Origin of the sequence: Flavivirga rizhaonensis, assembly GCF_004791695.1 — a bacterium.
Classification (GTDB): domain Bacteria; phylum Bacteroidota; class Bacteroidia; order Flavobacteriales; family Flavobacteriaceae; genus Flavivirga; species Flavivirga rizhaonensis.
In genome coordinates this window covers 44,964-68,068 of the sequence record NZ_SRSO01000017.1, presented here as the reverse complement: position 1 = coordinate 68,068, position 23,105 = coordinate 44,964, and the positions used below count along the sequence as shown (strand labels likewise).

Annotated in this window: 17 protein-coding genes; 10 read left to right on the top strand and 7 right to left on the bottom strand. The window is 32.9% G+C overall.

What is annotated here, in order from left to right; genetic code table 11:
• Window positions 1-310: 310 nt before the first annotated feature.
• From EM932_RS12780 to rlmB, 8 genes are all read left to right on the top strand, one after another.
• Window positions 311-3,628: a SusC/RagA family TonB-linked outer membrane protein gene (locus EM932_RS12780; protein ID WP_135877587.1), complete on the top strand. Its 3,318-nt coding sequence runs from the start codon at window positions 311-313 to the stop codon at window positions 3,626-3,628.
• 11 nt (window positions 3,629-3,639) lie between these two features.
• Window positions 3,640-5,073: a SusD/RagB family nutrient-binding outer membrane lipoprotein gene (locus tag EM932_RS12775; RefSeq protein ID WP_135877586.1), complete on the top strand. Its 1,434-nt coding sequence runs from the start codon at window positions 3,640-3,642 to the stop codon at window positions 5,071-5,073.
• Window positions 5,074-5,466: 393 nt separating this feature from the next.
• Window positions 5,467-8,628: a SusC/RagA family TonB-linked outer membrane protein gene (locus tag EM932_RS12770; RefSeq protein ID WP_135877585.1), complete on the top strand. Its 3,162-nt coding sequence runs from the start codon at window positions 5,467-5,469 to the stop codon at window positions 8,626-8,628.
• Window positions 8,629-8,638: 10 nt separating this feature from the next.
• Window positions 8,639-10,129 carry a SusD/RagB family nutrient-binding outer membrane lipoprotein gene (locus EM932_RS12765; protein ID WP_135877584.1) on the top strand — a complete coding sequence of 497 codons (1,491 nt, stop codon included), beginning with the start codon at window positions 8,639-8,641 and terminating at the stop codon, window positions 10,127-10,129.
• Window positions 10,130-10,157: 28 nt separating this feature from the next.
• Complete coding sequence (locus EM932_RS12760; RefSeq protein ID WP_135877583.1) at window positions 10,158-10,991, top strand: DUF4843 domain-containing protein; 834 nt, start codon at window positions 10,158-10,160, stop codon at window positions 10,989-10,991.
• A 15-nt stretch (window positions 10,992-11,006) separates the two neighbouring features.
• Window positions 11,007-11,891: a hypothetical protein gene (locus EM932_RS12755; protein ID WP_135877582.1), complete on the top strand. Its 885-nt coding sequence runs from the start codon at window positions 11,007-11,009 to the stop codon at window positions 11,889-11,891.
• Window positions 11,892-11,992: 101 nt separating this feature from the next.
• Window positions 11,993-13,648, top strand: coding sequence for an aryl-sulfate sulfotransferase (locus tag EM932_RS12750; protein ID WP_135877581.1), 1,656 nt, complete (start codon window positions 11,993-11,995; stop codon window positions 13,646-13,648).
• 59 nt (window positions 13,649-13,707) lie between these two features.
• The gene (gene rlmB / locus EM932_RS12745; RefSeq protein WP_135877580.1) at window positions 13,708-14,442 is read left to right on the top strand and encodes a 23S rRNA (guanosine(2251)-2'-O)-methyltransferase RlmB; all 735 of its coding nucleotides are present in this window, start codon (window positions 13,708-13,710) and stop codon (window positions 14,440-14,442) included.
• Here the strand turns inward: rlmB and EM932_RS12740 are convergent.
• Window positions 14,439-15,161 carry a rhomboid family intramembrane serine protease gene (locus EM932_RS12740; protein ID WP_135877579.1) on the bottom strand — a complete coding sequence of 241 codons (723 nt, stop codon included), beginning with the start codon at window positions 15,159-15,161 and terminating at the stop codon, window positions 14,439-14,441. The two genes, rlmB and EM932_RS12740, sit on opposite strands and share 4 nt — an antisense overlap.
• A gap of 319 nt (window positions 15,162-15,480) precedes the next feature.
• Between EM932_RS12740 and EM932_RS12735 the strand changes: the two genes are divergently transcribed.
• The gene (locus EM932_RS12735; protein WP_135877578.1) at window positions 15,481-16,758 is read left to right on the top strand and encodes a replication-associated recombination protein A; all 1,278 of its coding nucleotides are present in this window, start codon (window positions 15,481-15,483) and stop codon (window positions 16,756-16,758) included.
• Between the two features lie 9 nt (window positions 16,759-16,767).
• On the opposite strand, the gene EM932_RS12730 is transcribed toward EM932_RS12735, so the two are convergent.
• The 6 genes from EM932_RS12730 to radC form a co-directional block, all read right to left on the bottom strand.
• A complete protein-coding gene (locus EM932_RS12730) occupies window positions 16,768-17,652 on the bottom strand; it encodes a hypothetical protein (RefSeq protein WP_135877577.1) in 885 nt (294 codons plus the stop codon).
• Window positions 17,642-19,042, bottom strand: coding sequence for a DUF5723 family protein (locus EM932_RS12725; protein WP_246041060.1), 1,401 nt, complete (start codon window positions 19,040-19,042; stop codon window positions 17,642-17,644). Before EM932_RS12725 ends, EM932_RS12730 begins: the two co-directional genes overlap by 11 nt.
• Before the next feature lie 11 nt (window positions 19,043-19,053).
• Window positions 19,054-19,599: a hypothetical protein gene (locus tag EM932_RS12720; protein ID WP_211344286.1), complete on the bottom strand. Its 546-nt coding sequence runs from the start codon at window positions 19,597-19,599 to the stop codon at window positions 19,054-19,056.
• A 67-nt stretch (window positions 19,600-19,666) separates the two neighbouring features.
• Window positions 19,667-20,365, bottom strand: a complete 699-nt coding sequence (locus tag EM932_RS12715) for a YjjG family noncanonical pyrimidine nucleotidase (protein WP_317129371.1) — start codon at window positions 20,363-20,365, stop codon at window positions 19,667-19,669.
• Window positions 20,346-21,662, bottom strand: coding sequence for a polysaccharide deacetylase family protein (locus EM932_RS12710; RefSeq protein ID WP_135877574.1), 1,317 nt, complete (start codon window positions 21,660-21,662; stop codon window positions 20,346-20,348). The genes EM932_RS12715 and EM932_RS12710 overlap by 20 nt, the downstream gene beginning before the upstream one ends.
• On the bottom strand, window positions 21,662-22,360 hold the full coding sequence (radC, locus tag EM932_RS12705) for a RadC family protein (protein ID WP_135877573.1): 699 nt from the start codon (window positions 22,358-22,360) through the stop codon (window positions 21,662-21,664). Before radC ends, EM932_RS12710 begins: the two co-directional genes overlap by 1 nt.
• A 148-nt stretch (window positions 22,361-22,508) precedes the next feature.
• Between radC and EM932_RS12700 the strand changes: the two genes are divergently transcribed.
• Window positions 22,509-23,102, top strand: coding sequence for an FMN-binding negative transcriptional regulator (locus tag EM932_RS12700; protein WP_135877572.1), 594 nt, complete (start codon window positions 22,509-22,511; stop codon window positions 23,100-23,102).
• Window positions 23,103-23,105 lie beyond the last annotated feature (3 nt).

The window sequence follows — 23,105 nt, the reverse complement described above, 5'->3', positions numbered from 1 at the left end:
AGAAGTTTTTGCCTATGTTGAAGACTTTTTTGAGTTGCAATAGCAGAGCTATGGAAGGAAAAAAAGACAAAAACAGAGCTGAAAACAGCAATTTTTTAGCAAATTGAAAAAGTCTAAATGAGTTCCTCATTAAATATTCAAACCTCCTACCCTTAAACGTTAACATTTTATTTTACAGAGCCTTAGCATCATCACTTCTAATAAATATTTCTAACACATTTTAATAAATCCTTCTCAGGTAACCTATTATCCTTTTGGAGTAAGTTTTGTCCCCGACTTTTATAATTGACTAATTCAAAATAATTATAAAATGAAAACAAAATTTAGTGTAATGCTAACATTATTGTTAGTGTTAGCTGTGCAATTTACATTTGCGCAAAAAAAAACAGTATCAGGAATTGTTTCAGACGGTTCTGGTTTACCTCTTCCAGGAACAACTGTTTTAGTTAAAGGTACAAATTCTGGTACCTCATCTAATTTTGATGGTAAATATTCTATTGAAGCTTCTCAAGGAGAAATTCTTGTCTTTAGTTTTTTAGGGTACACGACTCAAGAAATTACGGTTGGAGCTTCCAACACAATAAATGTCTTGCTACAAGAAGACACCTCTACTCTAGACGAGGTAGTTATCACGGCTCTTGGTATTTCCAGAGACAAAAAGTCTTTAGGATACGCTACTCAAGAAGTTAGAGGAGAAGAACTTACTGCCGTAAAGAGTGGTAATTTCACAAATGCACTTTCTGGCAAAGCTTCTGGTATAAAAATTACCAGAACAAATAATTTGGGAGGTTCGACTAACGTGTTAATTAGGGGTAACACATCCCTCACAGGAAACAATCAAGCTTTATTTGTTATTGATGGTATCCCTATTAGCAATAGAAGTACTAATACCAGAGGTCAAGAACAAGCTACTGGGGGTAATTACGATTATGGCAATGCAGCTTCTGATATAAATCCTGATGATATTGAATCCGTTAATGTCTTAAAAGGCGCAGCAGCTTCCGCTCTTTATGGTTCTAGAGCTGCGAACGGCGTTATTATGATTACGACTAAAAAAGGTAAAGCCTCTAAAGGCTATGGAGTTACCATAAACTCTGGGATTACGTTCGGTTCTATAGATAAAAGCACTTTCATTAAATACCAGCAAGATTATGGAGCAGGTTACGGACCTTATTACGGTGACTGCGAGTGTTTGTACTTAAATAATCATATTGACGTTAATGGAGACGGTACACTAGACATCTCCGTTCCTTTCACGGAAGATGGATCTTATGGTGCTAGATTTGACCCTAATCTACTAATATACCAATGGGACTCTTTAGATCCTGATAATCCCAATTTTGGTATGCCAACTCCATGGGTTAACGCTAAAAATGGTCCAATATCATTTTTTGAAACGCCAGTAACCATTACAAACTCTATATCTATAGATCAGGCTAATGAAAATGGTTCCTTTAGAATCAATTATACCAATTTTGATCAAAAAGGATTAATGCCAAACAGCTCAATTAAAAGGCATAATTTTTCTATGAGCGGAAGTCATGATTTTAATAAAAAATTGCATGCAACAGGATACGCAAACTACATTAAAGTTAATGGTCTTGGGAGGAATTCTACAGGATACAATGACAACCTTGTTGGTGGTTTCAGACAGTGGTGGCAAACCAATGTTGACATTCAACAACAAAAAGGTATTTATTTCGCTACGAAAAGAAACATAACATGGAACCCTAGTAGTCATAATAACTTAACTCCTATTTATTGGGACAACCCTTATTGGACTAGATATGAAAATTACCAAACAGACGAGAGAAATAGGTTTATAGGTAATGCTTCTTTGACTTACGATTTAAAGGATTGGTTAACCATAACTGGTAGAGTTGCCACCGATACCTACAATGAACTACAAGAAGAACGACGACAAGTAGGAAGTGTTCCTACTGGTTTTGGTATTGGGACAGGAGCAGACGGAAGTATTAACAGGAATACGGTAGATTCGGGATACCTGAGAAGAGATATTACAGCAACTGAAAGCAACTACGACTTAATGTTTAATATTGATAAAAACCTAAGTGATGCGCTTAATTTAAAAGCAATATTAGGGGTTAATATTAACAGAAGAGAATTTAGCAGACTAACTTCAGCTACGCAAGGAGGGATTAGTGTACCTGGACTTTATGCTTTAAAAAATAGTAAAGACCCATTAGCTTTACCAGTTGAAACTGTCTGGAAAAATGGTACTGATGGTATCTACGGCAGTGTTTCTTTAGGATATGATGACACATTCTTCTTAGATGTTACTCTTAGAAGAGATCATGTATCAACCCTGCCAAAAGATAATAGCACCTTTTATTATCCTGGAGTTTCTGGAAGTTTTATATTTAGCAAACTAGTAGATGTAAACTGGCTATCCTTTGGAAAGTTAAGTGCAAATTATGCCGAAGTTGGTAATGGAGCCTCTGGTCCTAATCAATTACAAGATTTTTATGATGTAAATACACCCATTGGATCTGCAAGCACATCAGTTGGTAATACCAAAAACAATCCAAACTTAAAACCTGAACGAACGGACAGTTATGAATTAGGTCTTGAATTGGATTTTTTAAAAAATCGTTTAGGACTAGATATCGCATATTATCATTCAAATTCTATTGACCAAATTGTAGGTGTTAGGGTTTCTGAAGCCACGGGTTATTTATTTAAAAGAATTAATGCTGGTGAAATAGAAAATAAAGGTGTAGAAATGACTTTATCCGGAACCCCTATTAAAAATGATAATTTTACCTGGAACGCTAGCGTAAATTGGACCAGAAACAGAAATAAAGTGTTATCACTTCCAGAAGGATTACAAACTTTACAATTAGGTAGTTTTCAAGGAGGTATAACAATTAATGCTGAAGTAGGCAAACCTTATGGTGTTATTTATGGTTCTGATTATACATATTTAAATCCAGACAACCCTAAAGCTAGCGAACGACTAATTGATCCTGTAAGCGGACAGTATTTAAAAACATCAACATCCGATAATATTATTGGTGATTCTAATCCAGATTGGCAAATGGGTATCAGTAACAACTTTATCTACAAAAATCTTTCTTTTAGTTTCTTAATCGATATTCAAAAAGGAGGAAGCATCTGGTCTTTAGATCAATATTATGGGCTTGCAACGGGATTACCTGAAGAAACATCTTTCCTTAATGACTTGGGAAACCCCGTTAGAAATCCAGTTACTGGAACCGTAGGAAATTACAATGCAGATAGCGGCGGATTTATTAACCAAGGTGTAAATCCAGATGGCTCTGTGAATCAAACACGTATTAGAGCCGATAGGTTTGGAGCTTGGGGATATAGAAGAGGATTACCAGACAAAGCCTTTTCTTATGATGCGGGATATGTAAAGCTAAGAGAAGTTACCTTGACATATAGCCTACCTAAAAGCCTTATGAAAGATTGGTTCATCACAGGTGCTTCATTTAGTTTAATTGGTTCTAATTTATGGATTATAGATAAAAACCTTCCTCATGCAGATCCAGAATCTGGATTGGGAGCGGGTAATCTACAAGGCTATACAACAGGTTCACTTCCTACCACAAGAGATATTGGTTTCAATATTAAATTACAATTCTAAAAATTCATATCATGAAAAACATATATATTATAGCGATAGCATTTCTAATTGTATCATGTTCAAGCAACTTAGAAGACTTGAACAAAAACACTAAGGATCCTGATTCTGTATCAGGTGAATCTCTTTTTACTGGAGCCCAAAAAGCTTTAGTAGATCAGATTGTCCAAATAAACGTAAATGAAAATAATACGAAACTTTGGTCTCAGTTTTTACAGGAAACCACATATACAGATGAAAGTAATTACGATCAAGTAACCAGAACCATTCCGGAAAATCTTTGGAGTGCTATATACAAAGACGCATTAAAAGATTTAGATGAGGCTGGAAAAATAATTTCTGCAACTACATATCTTAGTCCAGAAGATCAGTATACAAACAACAAACTAATGATTATTGAGATCATGAAAACTTATGCTTTTAGTCATTTAGTTGAAACTTTTGGAAATATTCCTTACACTGAAGCTTTGAATATAGATATTTTAACACCAGCTTATGATGACGGTATGACTATTTACAAAGATTTAATTGCAAGATTATCAACAGCAATTAATGATTTAGACACCAGTCAAAAAAGTTTTGTTGTCGGTGACAACATTTTTAATGGCGATGTGACGAGCTGGAAAAAATTCGCAAATTCTTTAAAATTAAGAATGGGAATGCTCTTAGCAGATGCCGATGATGCTTTCGCAAAAACAACAATAGAATCTGCAATAACGAGTGGAATTATTACTAGTAGTAATGAGAACGCCCACATGCATTATTTATCTTCAGCTCCAAATACACACCCAGTACACACCAACGTTATCCTTAGTGGAAGAAATGATTTTGTTGGAGGTGCTACTTTAATTGATATGATGAACACCCTTAATGATCCAAGAAGGCCTTTATGGTTTAAAACGGTTGGTGGTGTATATGTAGGAGGAGAAATAGGAAGCCCTTCAGCTTACTCAAATCATTCTCCACTATCAGATCAAGTTACAGCAGCAGATGCTCCTGGTGTTATTATGTCATACTCAGAAATACAATTTCTGCTAGCAGAAGGTGCAGAAAGGGGTTACGACACAGGAGATACGGCTGCCAATCATTACACAAATGCAGTTACGGCTTCCATAAACGAATGGGGAGGGAGTGCCACAGATGTGGCTACTTACCTAGCTCAACCAACTGTTGATTATACAACATTAATTGGAACTCAAACCTGGAGACAAGTTATTGGCATCCAAAGATGGATTTCATTATTTAATAGAGGCCCAGAGGCCTGGACCTCTATCAGAGCTATGGACTACCCTATTTTAGCAACACCAACAGAAGCTGTATCGGGTTTTCCTAACAGATATACATATCCCATAGTAGAACAAACTATTAACGCCACTAATTATACTGCTGCGTCTTCAGCCATTGGTGGTGATTTAGCAGAAACAAAATTATTCTGGGACAAATTTTAAAATATTAATATGAAATAGGTTATCTGAAAAGAAAAACTGACTCTGTGTTAAGTTCATCGAAACTAAATGAAGTCGAAAGGCTCAACCGATAAACTAAATCGTAATGACTTTTCAGATAACTTCTTCCATTTGTTCTACAGTACTTTAAAAATTAAATAAATTATTTGAATCCCTTCTGAAATTATTTTTAAATCATACTAAATTCATTAGTAAGAACAATTTATTTGAATTAGAAAGGCAGTCTCTTTTGCTTTTAAAAAGAAGGAAATAAGCTTATGTTTTTTTATTTTTTTCTTAAAATTTCCCGTTAAAAGGCAAATTTTAACCATTATTTATTGTTTTATTAACTTTTTATTATGATTTTTGGCATTGACTAATTCAAATAATTATAAAATGAAAACAAAGTTTAGTGGAATTCTAACGCTATTACTAGCGTTTGTCGTGCAGCTTACGTTTGCGCAAGAAAAGACAATTTCAGGTACAGTTTCAGATGATTCTGGCTTACCTTTACCTGGAGCTACTGTCTTAGTAAAAGGTACTAGTTCTGGTACATCTTCAGATTTCGACGGAAAATATTCAATTAGAGCTAGTGAGAGGGCTACCCTTGTATTTAGTTTTGTTGGGTATACGACTCAAGAAGTTTCTGTTGGTGCATCCAATACAGTTAATGTTACATTACAGGAAGATGCTACCGCTCTAGAAGAAGTTGTAGTAACGGCATTAGGTATTAAACGTAAGCCTAAAGAGTTAGCTTATGCAACTGCTGTAATAGAACAAGAGACACTGATACAAGCGGCACCTGTAGATGCCACGTCAGCATTGGTTGGTAAAGTATCTGGTTTAAATATTAACTTTAGTGATAATGGTGTTAGACCTAACTCTACTGTTAGGTTAAGAGCTTCTACCTCCATTAACGGAAATAACGATGCTTTAATCGTAATTGATGGTGTACCTCAATCTAGTAGCGCACTATCAGACTTAAACCCTAATGATATAGAATCGGTTAATACTCTTAAAGGTGCATCTTCTGCAACCTTGTATGGTTCTGCAGGAGCTAATGGAGCTTTAATTATCACAACAAAAAAAGGAAAGAATAATGGAAAAATCACTGTTTCTATAAATTCTGCCGTTACTTTTGAAGTATTAAAGTTCTTCCCTGAAACACAAAGTGAATTTGGTAGTGGTTCTAGTAATAATTTTAATTATACTCCAGATGAAAATGAGAGTTGGGGTCCTAGGTATGATGGTACAATTCGTCAAATTGGCCCTGTATTGCTTGATGGAACTTTCCAAACAGGCAAATATGCTCCTGTAAAGAATGGTAGAGAAAACTTCTTTGAGACTGGTATTGGAACTCAAAACTCTATTTCTATAAGTGGTGGAGATGATACCTCTACATATTTCTTTTCAGCACAAAGAGTTGACAAAACTGGTATTACACCAGGTGATAAATATTTTAGAGACAATTTTAGATTTAATGCAACTAAAAAATATGGTAAATTTGAAACTGGAACAATAGTATCCTTCTTTCAGGATAAAGTTGATCAAGCTGGGCCTAGTCCAAATGATGGTAGTTTTTACCGAATTTTATTAAATACACCTGCCCACATAGATTTACAAAAATATAAAAACTGGAGAACAGATCAATTTGCTACTCCAGACACTTATTTTAATGCATTCTTTAAAAATCCATATCAAGTAATAGAACAAAATAGAGACACTAACAGAAGAAATCGTTTGCAAGCAGTTGCAAATTTTAAATATACTTTTAATGATTGGCTTTCTGCAACTTACTCTTTAGGAGGTACATGGTCTAATAGAGAAACTAAAAATACGCAAGAAGCATTCACTTATATTCCTAACACTCCTTATCCAAGACCTTCAGACGAAGTAAATGCTGTAGCTGATGGTACTAGTAGTGACTTCAGATTAAACTCTGACCTTTTATTTAACATAGATAAACAATTATCAGATGATTTTAATTTAAGAGTTATTATAGGAACACACTTAGAATCTCGTAGAAATAATCAAATGAATATTATTGGTAATAACTTATTTACTAATGAAATTTTCAATGTAAATGTAAGACAAGGAAATCTAGCATTTAATACAACTAATTTTGCTTCTCCACAAAGTACATTCCAAAAGCGATTATACTCTTATTTAGGTGATGTAACTTTAGGGTTTAAAGATTATTTATTTTTAACTGGATCATGGAGACAAGATACATCTTCTACACTTCCAGTTCAAAATAATACGTATCAATACTATAGTGGTGGTTTATCATTTATAGCAACAGATGCTATTCAAGGTTTAAAAGGAGATGTTTTAGATTTCTTAAAATTTAATGTTAGTTATGCTAAAGTAGGTAAAGATGCAGGTATTCAATCTACAAACGAAAACCTTATTGTTCCAGTAGGCTTTCCATTTACCAACCCAGGTTTAAGACCTACTACTATTGCAGTAGATCCAAATTTAAGTCCTGAGTTTACAACTTCTATTGAAGCAGGTTTTAGAGCCGAGTTTTTAAGAAAAAGAATAACACTTGATGCTAACTACTATGTTGCTAATTCAGAAGACCAAATTAGTAATGCAGCAGCTTCAAGAGCTTCTGGAGCTAGTTCATTTTTAACCAATGTAGGTGAAATTCAAAATAAAGGAATTGAAATTGATTTAAATTTAATTCCTCTTCAAACTGAAAACTTCCAGTGGGATTTAGGTTTGACTTTTGCAACCAATGATTCAGAAGTAATTTCATTAAGTGATGGTGCGGACAGAATTCAAATCGGCACCGCAATATCAGACACTGCTGGAATATTTGCTGTAGTAGGCGATCAATATCCTTCTTTATTTGCACCTGCTTATGTGAGAGACCCACAAGGTAGGATAGTTGTTGGTGCTGATGGTAATCCATCTCCAACTAGTGAATTTGAAAATTTAGGAAATACCGTTCCTAACGTTATTGCTGGTATTACTACTAGATTAAGTTATAAAGGTTTGTCTTTAAGAGCAGTTGCTGATTATAAAACAGGCCATGTTTTTTATAGCACAGTAGTTGAAGCTTTAGAGTTTGCTGGATTAACAAAAAACAGTGTATCTACAAACAGACAGCCATTTATTTTTCCTAACTCTGTTTATGAAACTGCACCTGGTTCTGGAGTATTTGTTGAAAACACTGACAGACCTACATCAGATGGTACAAGAAACTTCTGGCAAACTTCTTACAACGAGATTAAAGAAAATTATGTAGTGGATGCCTCTGCTATTAAGTTGAGAGAAATTGCTTTAGACTATACATTACCAAGAAAAACCTTAGAAAAAACACCTTTTGAAACCATTACTTTTGGAATTGTTGCTAACAACTTAATCATGTGGAGAGCAGCAGAAAATATCTATACAGATCCAGAATTTTCACTTAACTCAGGTTTTGGTCAAAATACTGGTATTGGTGCTAATAACAATACAACTGTGACAAACGGAACAACTGGTATTGGAACTTCTGCTCAGGCTCCACCAAGTGGTACTTATGGGTTTAAAGTAAATGTGAAATTTTAAAAATTTGAAAATGAAAAATATAAAAAATATAGTTCTGCTAACGTTATTGACACTGTCATTTTCGTGTAGCGATAATTATTTAGATGTTAATGGAAGTTCTACAAGTCCTTCTTCTTCAACACCTGATTTAGTATTGCCTGCAGCTCAAAAGAATTCGGCTGATATGCTTTATGATGCAGATAAGTTGAATGCTTCTGGAGACTCTTTTAATAGAATAGGAAGTATACATGCTGGAGTTTTGGCTGATGCTGGGGATCGTGTTTGGTATCAACCAGAACAACAATATTTAATTCTTAATAGTACATATTCAAGAATATGGGAAAACACTTATACTTTAGCACTTTTTACCTATAACTTCATAGAAACTTTTGAAGCGGATGGTTATGATAATTACAAAGCCATTGCTAAAATAATGAAAGCATTTCATATTGCTATGTTGGTAGATACTTATGGAGATATTCCTTATAGTGAAGCCTTTGGCAGAGGAAATAACACACAACCTGCTTACGATGATGATAAAGCTGTATATGATGCTATTTATGAAGAATTAAATACAGCTATAAGTATGATTGACAATGCGCCTGCTGGAACTTTGGCTGCTTCTACTGATGCTATGCTAGGTGGTGACATGGAAGAATGGAAAAAATTTGCTAACACACTCAAATTAAGAATGTTATTACGCCAAGTTAATACTGCTGTAGATTTATCATCTCAATATAGTGAGTTAACAAGTAATGGTATTGGATTTGTAGATACCACAGTATCTGTTAACCCTGGTTATGCAAATCAAGCTAATCAACAAAATCCATTTTACACTATATTTGGTTTAACTCCTGGAGGAACTCCTACAAACAATAATCAAGCTGCGCGGGGTAATGAATTTTTTGTTGAATTTCTAAGAGACAATAATGACCCAAGACTTACACAGCTTTTTGTACCTGCTGCTTCAGATGGAGAAATTCGTGGCATTCCACAAAATGTTTACACCAATGCTTTAAGAGCTGATGCAACATCAGCTTTAGGCCCTGGTCTTTTAGTTAGCAGTACACAAGACCTTCAAGTTATGTTAGGTTCTGAATCTTTATTTTTGCAAGCAGAGGCAGCTTTTAGAGGCTTAATTTCTGGTGATCCAGCTGCTTTGTATAGAGCAGGTATAGCTGCTTCTTTTAGTGAGCTAGGAGCAACAGGTGCTGACGTTTATGAGTCTGCTGCATTTAGTAATAAAATCAACTGGGATTTAGCTGCTGCTGCTGGAAACGAAATTGAGGCTATTATAACTCAAAAATGGATTGCTGGTGGATTTATTTCTGGATTTGAGGTATGGATGGATAGAGTTAGAACAGGTTTTCCTTCAGGGATCCCTATTCCTACAGGTGCTTTTTCTCCCGTATTTCCATCTAACTTATTGTATCCTACATCAGAATTAGCTACAAATTCAGCTAATGTTCCTGAGCAGGGGGATAATGCTGCTTTTGACAGACATACATTCTGGATGCAGTAATAAAAACTAATTTAAAAATATTATAGATATGAAAAATATAATAAAGTCTATTACATTACTAATAGTAATGGGGTTATCAATAACTTCATGTATCTTAGATGATGATAATCTAGCGGATACATTTAACGACGGTTCTAATTTCGTTAGTTTTTCAACATTAGCTCAAAATTTGAGTGCAGTTGCAGATGACAGTGAATATGAGTTTCCAATAAATGTGGAGCTTCAAGGTCCAAGTATAGATGCAGTAAATGAAGATCTTACAGTAACTGTTGAACCTGTTGCTAGCGCTACATCTACTGCTATTGAAGGTGTTCATTACAGATTAGATTCAAAAACAGTTACTATTAATAAAGATCAAAATTATATTGGAGCAATACCAATAACTGTTATTACACAAGGGATTATAGCTCCTCTTCAAGTTCAATTAGAAGTTTCAATAACTACAACTAGTGGCAATGGAAATACCATTTCTAATAGCAAAAATACTATTCTAACATTTGTTTATCAATGTTTTGCGGATTTATCAGGTACTTATTTAGTTACTAATGATGGTTGTAGTGACTTTGTACCTTTTTTAACTACTATAGAAGCTCGAGGTGGTGATTGGTTTGTAACTGTAGGCGATGGTGGCTTTTTAGGTTATGGGTGTACCGGTAATCCAGGATTAAACAATGCAGCAACTATAACTGAACTTTGTGGTGAAATTTTGCCAACTGGTAATTTAGATTATGGCGGTTTAGGTATTGGTAATATTACAGGTGGAACTTGGGATGCAGTTAATGGTGTTCTTACCATGGACCATGTACAATCCTTCACAGGTAACTGGGCTCCATCTTGGACATCTACATATACTAGACAATAATTTAAAAAAAATAAAATGAAAAATATAATATATATATTAAGTTTATTAGTCATATCTACTTGCTTTTTAGGATGTGATGAAAATGATTTATCGCCTGTTATAGATGAAAGTGCAAAACCATCAGTTTCTGCGACTTCATCAGTTACGAGTATAAGTGAAAGTGGTTCTCCTACTTTTACAGTTACTATTAACTTTGACAAACCAATTAAAACGACAACTTCTTTTATTGCTACACAAATAGGAGGTTCTGCTTCTGAAAATGATTTTTCTGCTAGCTCTGCTGTTGTTCCTGCTTATGCAAAATCAGCTACTATGGATATTACTATTAATGATGATATTTTTGTAGAAGGTTCTGAATCTGTTGACTTACAAATAAGTGCTCCAGGTATATCAGATAGTTATGAAGTCATTGGTACACCAACTGTTTCGTTTAATATTGAAAATTCTGTTTCTAATGATTTTATTTTTAAAATGGATTGGGATGCTATTTACACAGATTCAGATGGCGATGAACATCACCTTTGTGATTATGATTTTGATATAGAAATTTATGATGCTGCTGACGATGTTGTAGCAGCTAGCTATAGTTCTTGCCCCGAAGAGATTAGATTATCACCTGGTGATTTACCTGACGGTGACTATTCGTTAACACCAACTTTCTGGTCTTCAACTGGCGCTGTTCCTCCAGCTGAACCAATAAATATCCCTGCAATTTTAACATTTGCTAAACCTGGTGTCGCTTTAGAAACAATTGATTTAACTGGCACGTGGGATACTGAAACTGGTGGTTTTCAACAAAGTAACCCTAATGCTTCTTTATTTAAATATACTTTAACAATATCAGGATCAAGCTATATAGTTACGGATTCAGACACAGGAACTATTGTTTTTCAAGGATAAAAAATTAATTATTATATAATAATTAATTTACTTTAAAATTTAAATAAAATAAAAAACCACTTCTTTATAAGTGGTTTTTTATTTCTTAAAAGCGTTATAGGGTGAAATATTTATACGTTTATTTTCTAATTATTTTCAATTTTAGTCTATTTGGCCAAAATACTGTTGGTACTATTATAAATGAAATAGGATCTTATAATGGTTATACCTTATTCACAGCCAACCATTCTGGGGAAACTTATTTAATTAACAATTGTGGGGAAATTGTAAACCAATGGAGTAGTACAAATAAGCCAGGTGTGGCTGTATATTTATTGGAAAATGGTAACTTATTAAGAACAGCAAAAATAAACAATACAAATATTACCTTTGGAGGAGTTGGAGGTAAAATCGAATTGTTTGATTGGGATGATAACTTACTTTGGGAATATACTTATTCTTCAAGTACTGCAACCCAACACCATGATGTATTTCCATTACCTAATGGTAATATCCTTATGCTGGCAGCTACAACAATGACTGAAGCTGAGGCTATTCAAGCTGGAAGAGACTCAGCTAAGTTAACAGAAGGCAAACTATATAATGAACAAATACTTGAGTTAGAACCTGTTGGAGCCAATCAAGCCAATATTGTATGGGAATGGAATATTAAGGACCATTTAATCCAGGATATCGATAATACCAAATCTAATTTCGGAGTAATTGCTGATAACCCTCAATTATTGAATATTAATTACTTAAGTGGAGGGAATCCTGGAGAAGCTAATTGGCTTCATGTAAATTCAATTCAATATAATGCTAGTTTAGATCAAATTATGTTAAGTTCCAGATTCATGAATGAAATATATATTATAGACCATTCAACAAGTACCTTAGAGGCATCACAACATTCTGGTGGAACTTATGGCAAAGGTGGTGACTTTTTATACCGTTGGGGTAATCCAGAAGCGTACAATCATGGAGACACTACTAATAAACAGCTATTTGGACAACATTATCCGCATTGGATTGCTGAAGGGTTAACAGATGCTGGAAAAATACTTATATTTAACAATGGAGCTAAACGAGGTAATACAGGAGACGAATACTTTTCTTCATTAGATATTATTGATCCCTTAGAATCTTCGCCAGGATCGTATATATATGACCCTATAAATGGTTATGGTCCTTCTGTAGCCGAATGGAGTTACACCAAACCTGTAAAAGAAGATTTCTACTCTCCTATTCTGTCTAGTGGACAACGACTACCAAATGGTAACACATTAATTTGTGTTGGTTTTTTTGGTCGTTTTTTCGAAATAGACCCTAGTAACAATATCGTTTGGGAATATACAAATCCAGATACCTCATCTGGAGGTACTCAAGTAATTCAGACACAAGGCCAATTACCTACAGCTCTGGGAAGTGTTTTTAGAGTATTAAGATATTCCACTGACTATAAGGCATTCAAAGGAAGAGACCTAACACCAAAAGGCACTATAGAAAATGGAAATGATTTAGGTAATTGTGAAGTCTTAAATAATAAAGAGTTTCAGCTTGTAGATTTAAAAGTATTTCCAAATCCAATTGAAAATGTAGTAAACATAGAGACAACTACTTTAATCAATAAAGTTGAAATATATAACACGCTAGGACAGTTTGTAACTAAAGGAGTTAATTCAAATAAAATTTATTTAAACAATCTTACTAAAGGCTTATATGTGATGAAAATTTACACCAATTACGGCTATGTAAATAAAAAAATTATTAAAAACTAATTCCTTTAAACAATAAAAAAACCATCTCTATTGAGGTGGTTTTTTTATACCTTTACCCCATGGAGGAACAAACACAAATTTTTGGGATTAGAGCCATTATTGAAGCCATAAATGCTGGTGAAACAATTGATAAAGTATTTCTTCAAAAAGGTCTTAAAGGTGAACTTTTTAGCGAATTAGAAACCGTCTTAAGAAAGAACTCTATAAACTCTTCTTATGTTCCTGTTGAAAAACTTAACAGACTCACTAGGAAAAATCATCAAGGTGCTGTTGCTCAAATTTCTCCAATTGAATTTCATGATATTGAAACGTTAGTCTTAAATGTCATAGAATCTGGTAAAACCCCTTTATTTTTACTATTAGACCAATTAAGCGATGTTCGTAATTTTGGTGCTATTATACGAACCGCAGAATGCACGGGTGTAGATGGTATTATTATTCAAAAAAAAGGTGGTGCTCCTGTAAATGGTGATACTATTAAAACAAGTGCCGGAGCTGTTTTTAAAGTACCTATTTGTAAAGTTGACCATATTAAAGATGCTGTTTTTTACATGCAAGCTTCTGGCATCAATGTTATTGCTGCTACAGAGAAAACAAATAACACGCTATATGATGTTTCTTTTAAAGCCCCTTGCGCCATTATTATGGGCTCTGAAGGCAGAGGTATAAACCCATCTATACTAAAAGTAGTTGATGCAAAAGCGAAACTACCTTTATTAGGCGAGATTGAATCTTTAAATGTTTCCGTGGCATGTGGTGCTTTTTTATATGAAGTAGTAAGACAACGTCTCTAATTATCGTTATTTTCTTTATAAGTATAATTTATAATAGGAGGCTCCTCCTCTTTTTCAATACGCTCAATAAAATTCCCATCTTCATCAAAATGCTGTAAAAAAGGATCATCTTCTTCATTATAGTTTTCTTGTTCCCAAACATATTTTCTTGGTTTTGCAATATTTCTTCTAAAGAAAAGTGCAAATAATAAACCTGTAACCAAACCAGACAAATGCCCTTCCCACGATATACCTTCTTTTACAGGAGCTGCATACCATAACATACTACCATAAAGAAAGATAATCAGAAGAGATAAGGCTATAAGTCTGTAATGCTTTGCAAAAACCCCTTTAAAAAAGGTAAAGCTTACTAAAACATAAATGAGTCCACTAGCTCCGATATGATAAGATGGCCTTCCAATACACCAAGTGAAAAATCCTGAAAATAAAATTCCGAATAGTATAACTTTCCAAGCAATGGGTTTATAGAAGTAGAACAAAGCCATGGAAAGTACAAATAATGGAATTGTATTATGATAAATATGTTCTATATCTCCATGAATAAAAGGGCTAAAAATAACGCCTCTTAAACCCTTTAAGTTTTGAGGATACACACCATATTTACTAAAATTAAAACCAAAACGTACCTCAAACCAAAACACGAACCAAATAGCTAATACAAAAAGGATGGGGTATAAAATAACTCCTGTAGAGAATTTAAAGTGGTCTCGGTTTTTCATTTGGGCATATTTTTTATTTAATCGGATGTCATTCGCATAACTAAAATATTCTGTCTATTGAAATCATTAACCATGATTATTTCACGTATAATAAAGATAACAAATAGTTAACCAAGTTTTACTTTCGTGCTAAAATGTCAGATTAGTAATGCATTGGTGACTTAAACCATTTGTATATTCTGTTCTTTTATATCGTTTGTTTTATATTCCTTACTATGCTAAAATTGATTCTGTATAAAAGATTAAATAACCAAACCTATGTGGTAAAGTAAATTCTATGACACATAAAAATCTTAAAAAAATACTTTAATTTTACATTATGAATGAACCGTTAGCTGAACGTTTAAGACCAAAGACTTTAAATGACTATGTAAGTCAAAATCACCTGGTTGGTAAACAGGGGAGTTTAACGCAGCATATAAAACAAGGTTTAATTCCTTCAATGATTTTATGGGGACCTCCAGGTACAGGAAAAACAACACTTGCAAATATTATTGCCACAGAATCTGGCAGACCTTTTTATACACTTAGTGCCATAAATTCTGGTGTTAAAGATATTCGTGATGTTATTGATAAAGCGAAACAAAGTGGTGGATTATTTACTACCAAAAACCCTATATTGTTCATTGACGAAATTCATAGGTTTAGTAAATCACAGCAAGATTCTTTATTACAAGCAGTAGAAAAAGGCTGGATTACACTCATTGGAGCTACAACAGAAAATCCTAGTTTTGAAGTTATTTCGGCTCTTTTATCTCGTTGTCAGGTTTATATCTTAAATCCTTTTAATAAAACTGATTTAGAGATGCTTTTAAGGCGTGCGATCGATCAGGATGAATATATCTCTAGAAAAATAATTAAATTAAAAGAAACGAATGCTCTTATAAGGCTTTCTGGAGGTGATGCCAGAAAACTACTTAATATTTTTGAGCTCATAGTAAATTCTTATGATTCCGATAAAATAACTATTACCGATGAATCTGTTTTAGAAAGAGTTCAAAGTAATACCGTTCATTATGATAAAACTGGTGAACAGCACTACGATATTATTTCTGCGTTTATAAAATCGATACGAGGTAGCGATCCAAATGCTGCAGTATATTGGTTAGCTCGTATGGTGGAAGGTGGTGAAGATGTAAAATTCATAGCCCGTAGGCTGCTCATTTTAGCTAGTGAAGATATAGGAAATGCTAATCCAACAGCACTAGTCATAGCAAACAATGCATTCCAAGCGGTTTCTACTATAGGGTATCCAGAATCTAGAATTATACTAAGTCAATGTGCTACATATTTGGCATGTTCACCTAAAAGCAATGCAGCCTATAAAGCTATTGGTAAAGCACAACAATTGGTTAAAGAAACAGGAAACTTATCCGTGCCCTTGGAAATAAGAAATGCACCAACCAAATTGATGAAAGAATTAGGTTATGGTGATAATTATAAATATGCACATAATTATGATCTCAACTTTGCCAATCAGGAGTTTTTACCAGATGAAATTAAAAACACAAAGCTTTACGAACCTGGCAATAATGCTCGCGAAAATGCTCACAAAGAGTTTTTAAAACAGCGATGGAAAGATAAATATGGATATTAGTACCGGTTACTAAAACTTAATATTTAGTTCTTCTTGTTTTAATATGTTATTTGAGTAATATTCAATTACCCAACTATCCCCCTTTTTATAAATAATAGCACTAGTATTTTCTACTAAAAAGATATTATCAAGTTTTGTCTGTTTGATTCTGTAAACTACTTTTGGGGAGCTATCCACCAATTGAAATCCATTTTCAATTTCTTGAGCATATAACACCCTAGACAGCACTTCTTTCACACCAGTTTCCATGTTGTTATTGGCTTCTCCCTTAATAATCGTAGGTACAGGTACTACTTCTCCTTTTGGGTTAGGTTCAACAACCTTTTGCACATTGACTGCAGCTTCTACTTCTTTTTCCTTTTTAAGGTTTTGAATCTCTTGTTTAAGCTGCTCAATTTCTTGCGTTACTTCATTATTCGCTTCGGGGATTTGAGTCTGTAAACCTGTTATATTTTTATTTGGCTTGTATTTATAATTAAGACCCTCAATAGATTTAAAAGAATTTCTTAGAGCTTCATTATAAGCTCTAGCATAATCCTTTTCTCTACTTTCTCCTAACGTAGAAGAATAAATTAATTGATCGTTACAATCTTTTAGTTCTATAGTCAGTTTAGTTCTAAACATCCCAGATCCTTTAATGGCATCAGATCTTAAAGCTAAACATCTATTTCTAATTAAATCTTCAGGGTATTTATCTCCTTCCATCAAAGCTTCAAACCCATATTTTTCGAATAAAAATTTTGCCAAAGAATTTAATTGATATTGATTTTTCTGCTTCAGAAAATCAAATTTATTAGGAACAATCACATATTTATAATCGTTTAAATTAGATTGCGAAAAAACAGTAGTTACCATAAAACATACTATGATAATAGAAAAAAAATTAGTTCTCATTTTTATTAAATATATAGTTAAACCCTAACTGTAAAGATACACTTTGTGCATTATATATGTTTTTTAATTGTAAAAAATTATCTGCCATCACATAAAAATTCATACCTCCTAATCTAGCAGACACCCCCAGACCTATATTATAAGTAGAATAAGAATCTATTGTGTAAGTAGTTTTAATTTGTAAACCGTTAAATAAACGTCTATAATAATATGCTGTTAATGCCAATTGAGGTTGTTTGGGTCTACTCATGGCAAAAAACTGTAATCCTGCTCTATTTAGATAACTTTTTTCAGTCCTCGTACAATTACAGTCCTCATATTCTTGTTCACCAAAAATGTAATTTAATGAAGCGTTAAACTTTATAGGTCGCCATGTTGTATATTTTGCAGTTGTAGTATCTACCTCAAATATATCTTCGAAGTTCTCTTCAATTTCATTCCAATAGTCTTCTGCTGTCTGCCCACTTCCTATTTCAGGAAAAATGGGATTAACCCCCTCATACACATAATTTCCTTTTATCTTATAATTTTCGATATCTTTTGTATGACTAATAAACCCTACATCTAATAAACTGGCGTCCATACTCCATTGTTCATTCAATTGTCGTGTAATACCAATATCGAATCCTAGCCCTAAATTTCCTCCTAAAAAAGCACGTTTTGTTAAATCTTTAACTACAGAGTCGGAATCAGATTCATCGTCTGTTAAACTAGCTAATCCAGATGTTCTGGCTTCTAAATCTAAATTAAAAATATGGTCATAAAAATTATTTTGTCCGTTTACAGTTGTAAAATGACCTTTATTTTTTGTAGAATTTATATTTGCTATACTTGAATATATTTTTCCTCTAACTCCAAAAGTAAGCTTCTCATTTATTTTTTTATTATACCCTACATGAAAGACTGAAATAACCTCTGCTGCCACACTTACATCACTCATTTTAAAAGGTCTATTAATATTATTCTGGTTACCTTCTATAGCTAAAACTGCTAAATCTTTTGGAAAATAAGTTATAAAATCTAATTCCTGATATAGTCCAAAACTCAAATATTGATTTTTTTCATATGAACTTCCAAAAGAAAACCCTCCAGAAAAAATTTCTAATTGTTGGTTTACACTAAAAAAGTCTCTGGAATCCATACCATAAACAGCATTCTGTAGCTTGGTGTTAAAATCGACACCGTCTTTTGCAAAAAGATCATAAACAGTACTCCCCGTAATACCAACATTAGTATGGATATGTGATAATAAAGGAATTCCAAAATAAAAATCATTTTTTACTTTTCCACCTGGGTTAAGCAACAGAGATTGGGGTATTTCTGAAAACCCGTAAAGCAATTGCTTGTTTTGAGAGAATGAAAAACAGCATGAAGCAACTATAAAAAACATGGTTAATCTTATCATATTGAATCACCTATATTCAAATAAAAAATGGCTTTGGATTTTAACTTTATTCTACCTGGTGTTGTTGGATTAATAGTGCCTCCAGGTAACAAGCTAAGGGTGAATATTAGTTTTGAAGTGTTTTTTAAAGCTTCCAACTCATCACCTTCAAATACTTCTACATGATTTGATAAAAGATCACTACCATTTGTCGATGCTAAAGCTTGAAGTGTGAACGAATGTACTTGTTGGTCTACATCATTAATAAAATCAACTTGTATTTGAAATGCCTTATTAATTGAATTTGTAGCTTCAAAAACAAAATCTGCCTTAATAAGATTATCAATAACAAAGTCATTATTAAAAACCTCTATCCCTATAGAATCCTTTATAGAAATTATTTCTGTACCATTTGCTAAAAAAGAACTAGCTGACTCATCAAAAAATACGAGACTGGATTCTATTACTGGGGAAATTTCAAAATCATCGGCTTGTTCAAAATCAATTTCCTTAGTACAAGAAAAAAGGCTTAAAAATAAAGCAATGACTAAAAACGAGTGCATAATTTTTCGTTTTTGCATAAGAGATTAAATTATAAGAACAGAACGCGAAAATAAAAAAATTAGTGCATCATAGGAACTTCTTTAATTGAATTAAATTATCAATTCTCTTAATATTACCATTGACAATTTCGTTATGAATATCAAAGAAAACAACTTCCATACCAATATTTTTGGCACCAAGAATGTCCGCTTCATAATTATCACCAATCATAACACTTTGACTACTATTTGACTTAGCAGACTCTAAAGCGAAATTAAAAATTTTAGGGTTTGGTTTTTTAACACCAACCATTTCAGAATTTGTAACTGTTTTAAAGTATTTATCAATGTTAGATAAGGTTAGTTTTTTATACTGTATTTCATCGAAACCATTAGTAATAATGTGTAAATTATAATTAAGGTTTAAATAATCTAGAATTTCAAAAGTATTTTCAAATAAATGATTGAATGTTGTTAAATACCTAATATAATCGTCCGCTAACTTATAGATAACAGCTTCTTTAACTTGATAACCAATCGCAGAAAAAGCATCATTTAACCTACCAAAACGTAAAGCCTTCTTTTCTATTTTCTCTTCTCTGTATAATTTCCAATACTTTAAATTTATAGAAACATAATGATGCAAAAAGTTGTTTATGTCAACATCTATATTGTTTAGTTTTAATATCTTTTTAAATGCTAGCGCGGAGTTTTTATCAAAATCCCATAGTGTATGGTCTAAATCAAAAAACACATCAGTAATGCCCTCAATTTTCATTTGCTTCATTTGCATTTGCAGATTCTAAAATAATATTAAATAAATCTTTAAAGCCATGCCACTTTCTTTCAGCACTAAAAGTATAATTATGAAATATTGAAATAAACTCACCATTAACTTGCTTTACTTCATTAATAATCTCATTTAAAACTTTCTTTTTATCCAATAAAGAATGTGTTTTTAATAAGGCATAATCCATAAGGTGGTATGAGTAAATTTTTAAAGGTGTTTGTACTTCATAATCTAAATCGTAAAACAAAAAAGGAGTACACGATCCAGCTCTAAAACCTATGTGATCGATATATCCCATAGTATAATCTTCCTTGATTTCTAACTCTATAAGGTTTCGGTATGATTTAGGTAAATTAAGCCTAGAAAAAGAATGTCTTGAAGCTTTTAATGAGGTGTTTAAAATAGCTTCCATTCGTGATTTTTCTTTCTTCAAAATTGACATGTCTTCAATAGCAAAATAGGAAGCTTTTAAACCGACAAAACAGTAATCTGCAACATGTTTTATAAGCGACACAAACTTCTTTTTATTAGGGTTTATCCCTTTATCATAAGTGGAATAGTCTCCTATTAAAAAAAAGAATAAAAACTTAAACTTAGTATGTTTTTGTCTGTTTATTATATACTTATAAGTATCAAACGGATCATGCATAAAACCAAGAATAACCATAATTCTAAAATACAACCCCTTAAATCTAAACCTAAACAGATCTTTCGCCATACCACCAAGAGTTCGCATGATTCCTTTCAGTCTAAAATTATAGGCACTGGGAACATCGATAATGGGCTTAATAGTATAGCTTTTTTCTGGAAACTTAAATTCTGGAAATTGTGCCTGTAAAGCATCTTTAAATTTATACGCCCATATATCAACTACTGGCTGTTTAAGGAAACCGTGTTTATAAGCTAAACTTTCAACAGCAGTAAATCGACCAAATTCATCTTTTACATGCGGTAAATATTCTTCATAACGGGACAATAAATAAAAAGAAGCCGCAAAGATATCGAAAGGGATGGCACTTTTATCTCCATTAAAAAAGAAACATTTGGTATTTTCCCAATCATGAATGCTTATATCCAGATCACTCAATCCCTGCTCAAATAATATATCGTGACTTTTAACAAAAAACTCATTTCCAAGTTGTTGTTTTGTATAAGACATTTTTAAACTATCATGCGCGATAAATGCTTCTATTTGGGTAGTAAACTCCACTTCTACACCTAGAATTCTGGTACAAATATGTTTAAAAACATATTTTAAACGGGGTGATATTTTATGAGTATAAACTAAAAGCATTATAAAAGCGTTTCATCTGAGAAACTAAAATATGCTTTTTCTGTTATAATTAGATGATCTAGCACCTTAATATCGATACTTTGTGCTGCCTTTTTTAATTTTTTGGTGATTTGTTTATCAGATTCACTAGGTCTTAAAGTTCCCGATGGGTGATTATGGGCTAATATCAACCCTGTAGCACCAACCTCTAAAGCATTTTTCAATACCAAACGTACATCGACTAAAGTCCCCGTAATACCTCCTTTACTTAATTGATTTTTTTGAATCACTTTATTAGAATTGTTTAAGTAAATAATCCAAAACTCTTCATGTTTTAACTCGCCTATTTTTGGTTGCATAAGCTCAAAAGCAGACCTGCTGGATGTTATTTTACTTCGCTCCAAAGCATCTTCAATCCGCCGCCGCCTTCCTAACTCTAAAGCTGCTGCAATAGAAATAGCTTTAGCCTCCCCAATACCTTTAAATTCCATAAGTTGCATAATTGATAATTTACCTAGTTCGCTTAAATTATTATCCACACTTGCCAAGATTCGTTTACATAAGGCAACAGCACTTTCATCTTTATTACCAGAACCTATTAATATAGCCACTAATTCTGCATCACTTAATACTTCTCTTCCTTTGTAAAATAATTTTTCGCGTGGTTGATCGTCTTGCGACCAGTTTTTTATTGAAAACGATGCTAGTTTTTCTTGCATTGGTTAGTTGTAATTAGTTTATTACGTTTAAATTTTGCACAAGATAATTTAATAATCCAAAAGTAAGTAATTTCTTTCTGTTCTTTTAAATTAAATCGACAAGAAAAATAAATATTGTAATTTTATAAATTAAAACTCAAAGATTGATTTGAAATATCCTCTAAAGTATCATCAGGACAATGACATTAATCACATGATTGAAGTGATTAAAACCTATCCTTTAGCTACACTAATTTCTGTAAAAGATAATCAGCCATTAATCACCCACTTACCTTTAATTTATAACGATGCGGGTAAACTTATTGGGCACATTGATAAATTTAACCCGCAAGCAGAATTCTTAAAAGAGGATCGCGATGTTACTATTATATTTTCTGGCCCGCAATGTTACATCTCACCAAATATTTACACCACCAAGCAATTACCTACTTGGAATTATATCATCGTTCATTTAAAAGCTACTGTTAAGGCTATTGAAAATAAGGAAGCTTTAAAAAAGTCATTAATTGACATGACCGCTTTTTTAGAAGCTCCAGAACATAAGTTTATTTTAGAACCCGATAATCGCAGCATGAAAGGCTACTTGGATTATATTAAAATGTTTGAAATCACTATTACTGATTGGGAAGGTAAGTTCAAGCTATCTCAAGATAAAAAACCACGAGATATTGAAAATGCTAGAGCTGAATTAATTCGAGCTAATCAAAAAAGTATTGAATATTTTTTAGAAAAGGTGTTTTAAATC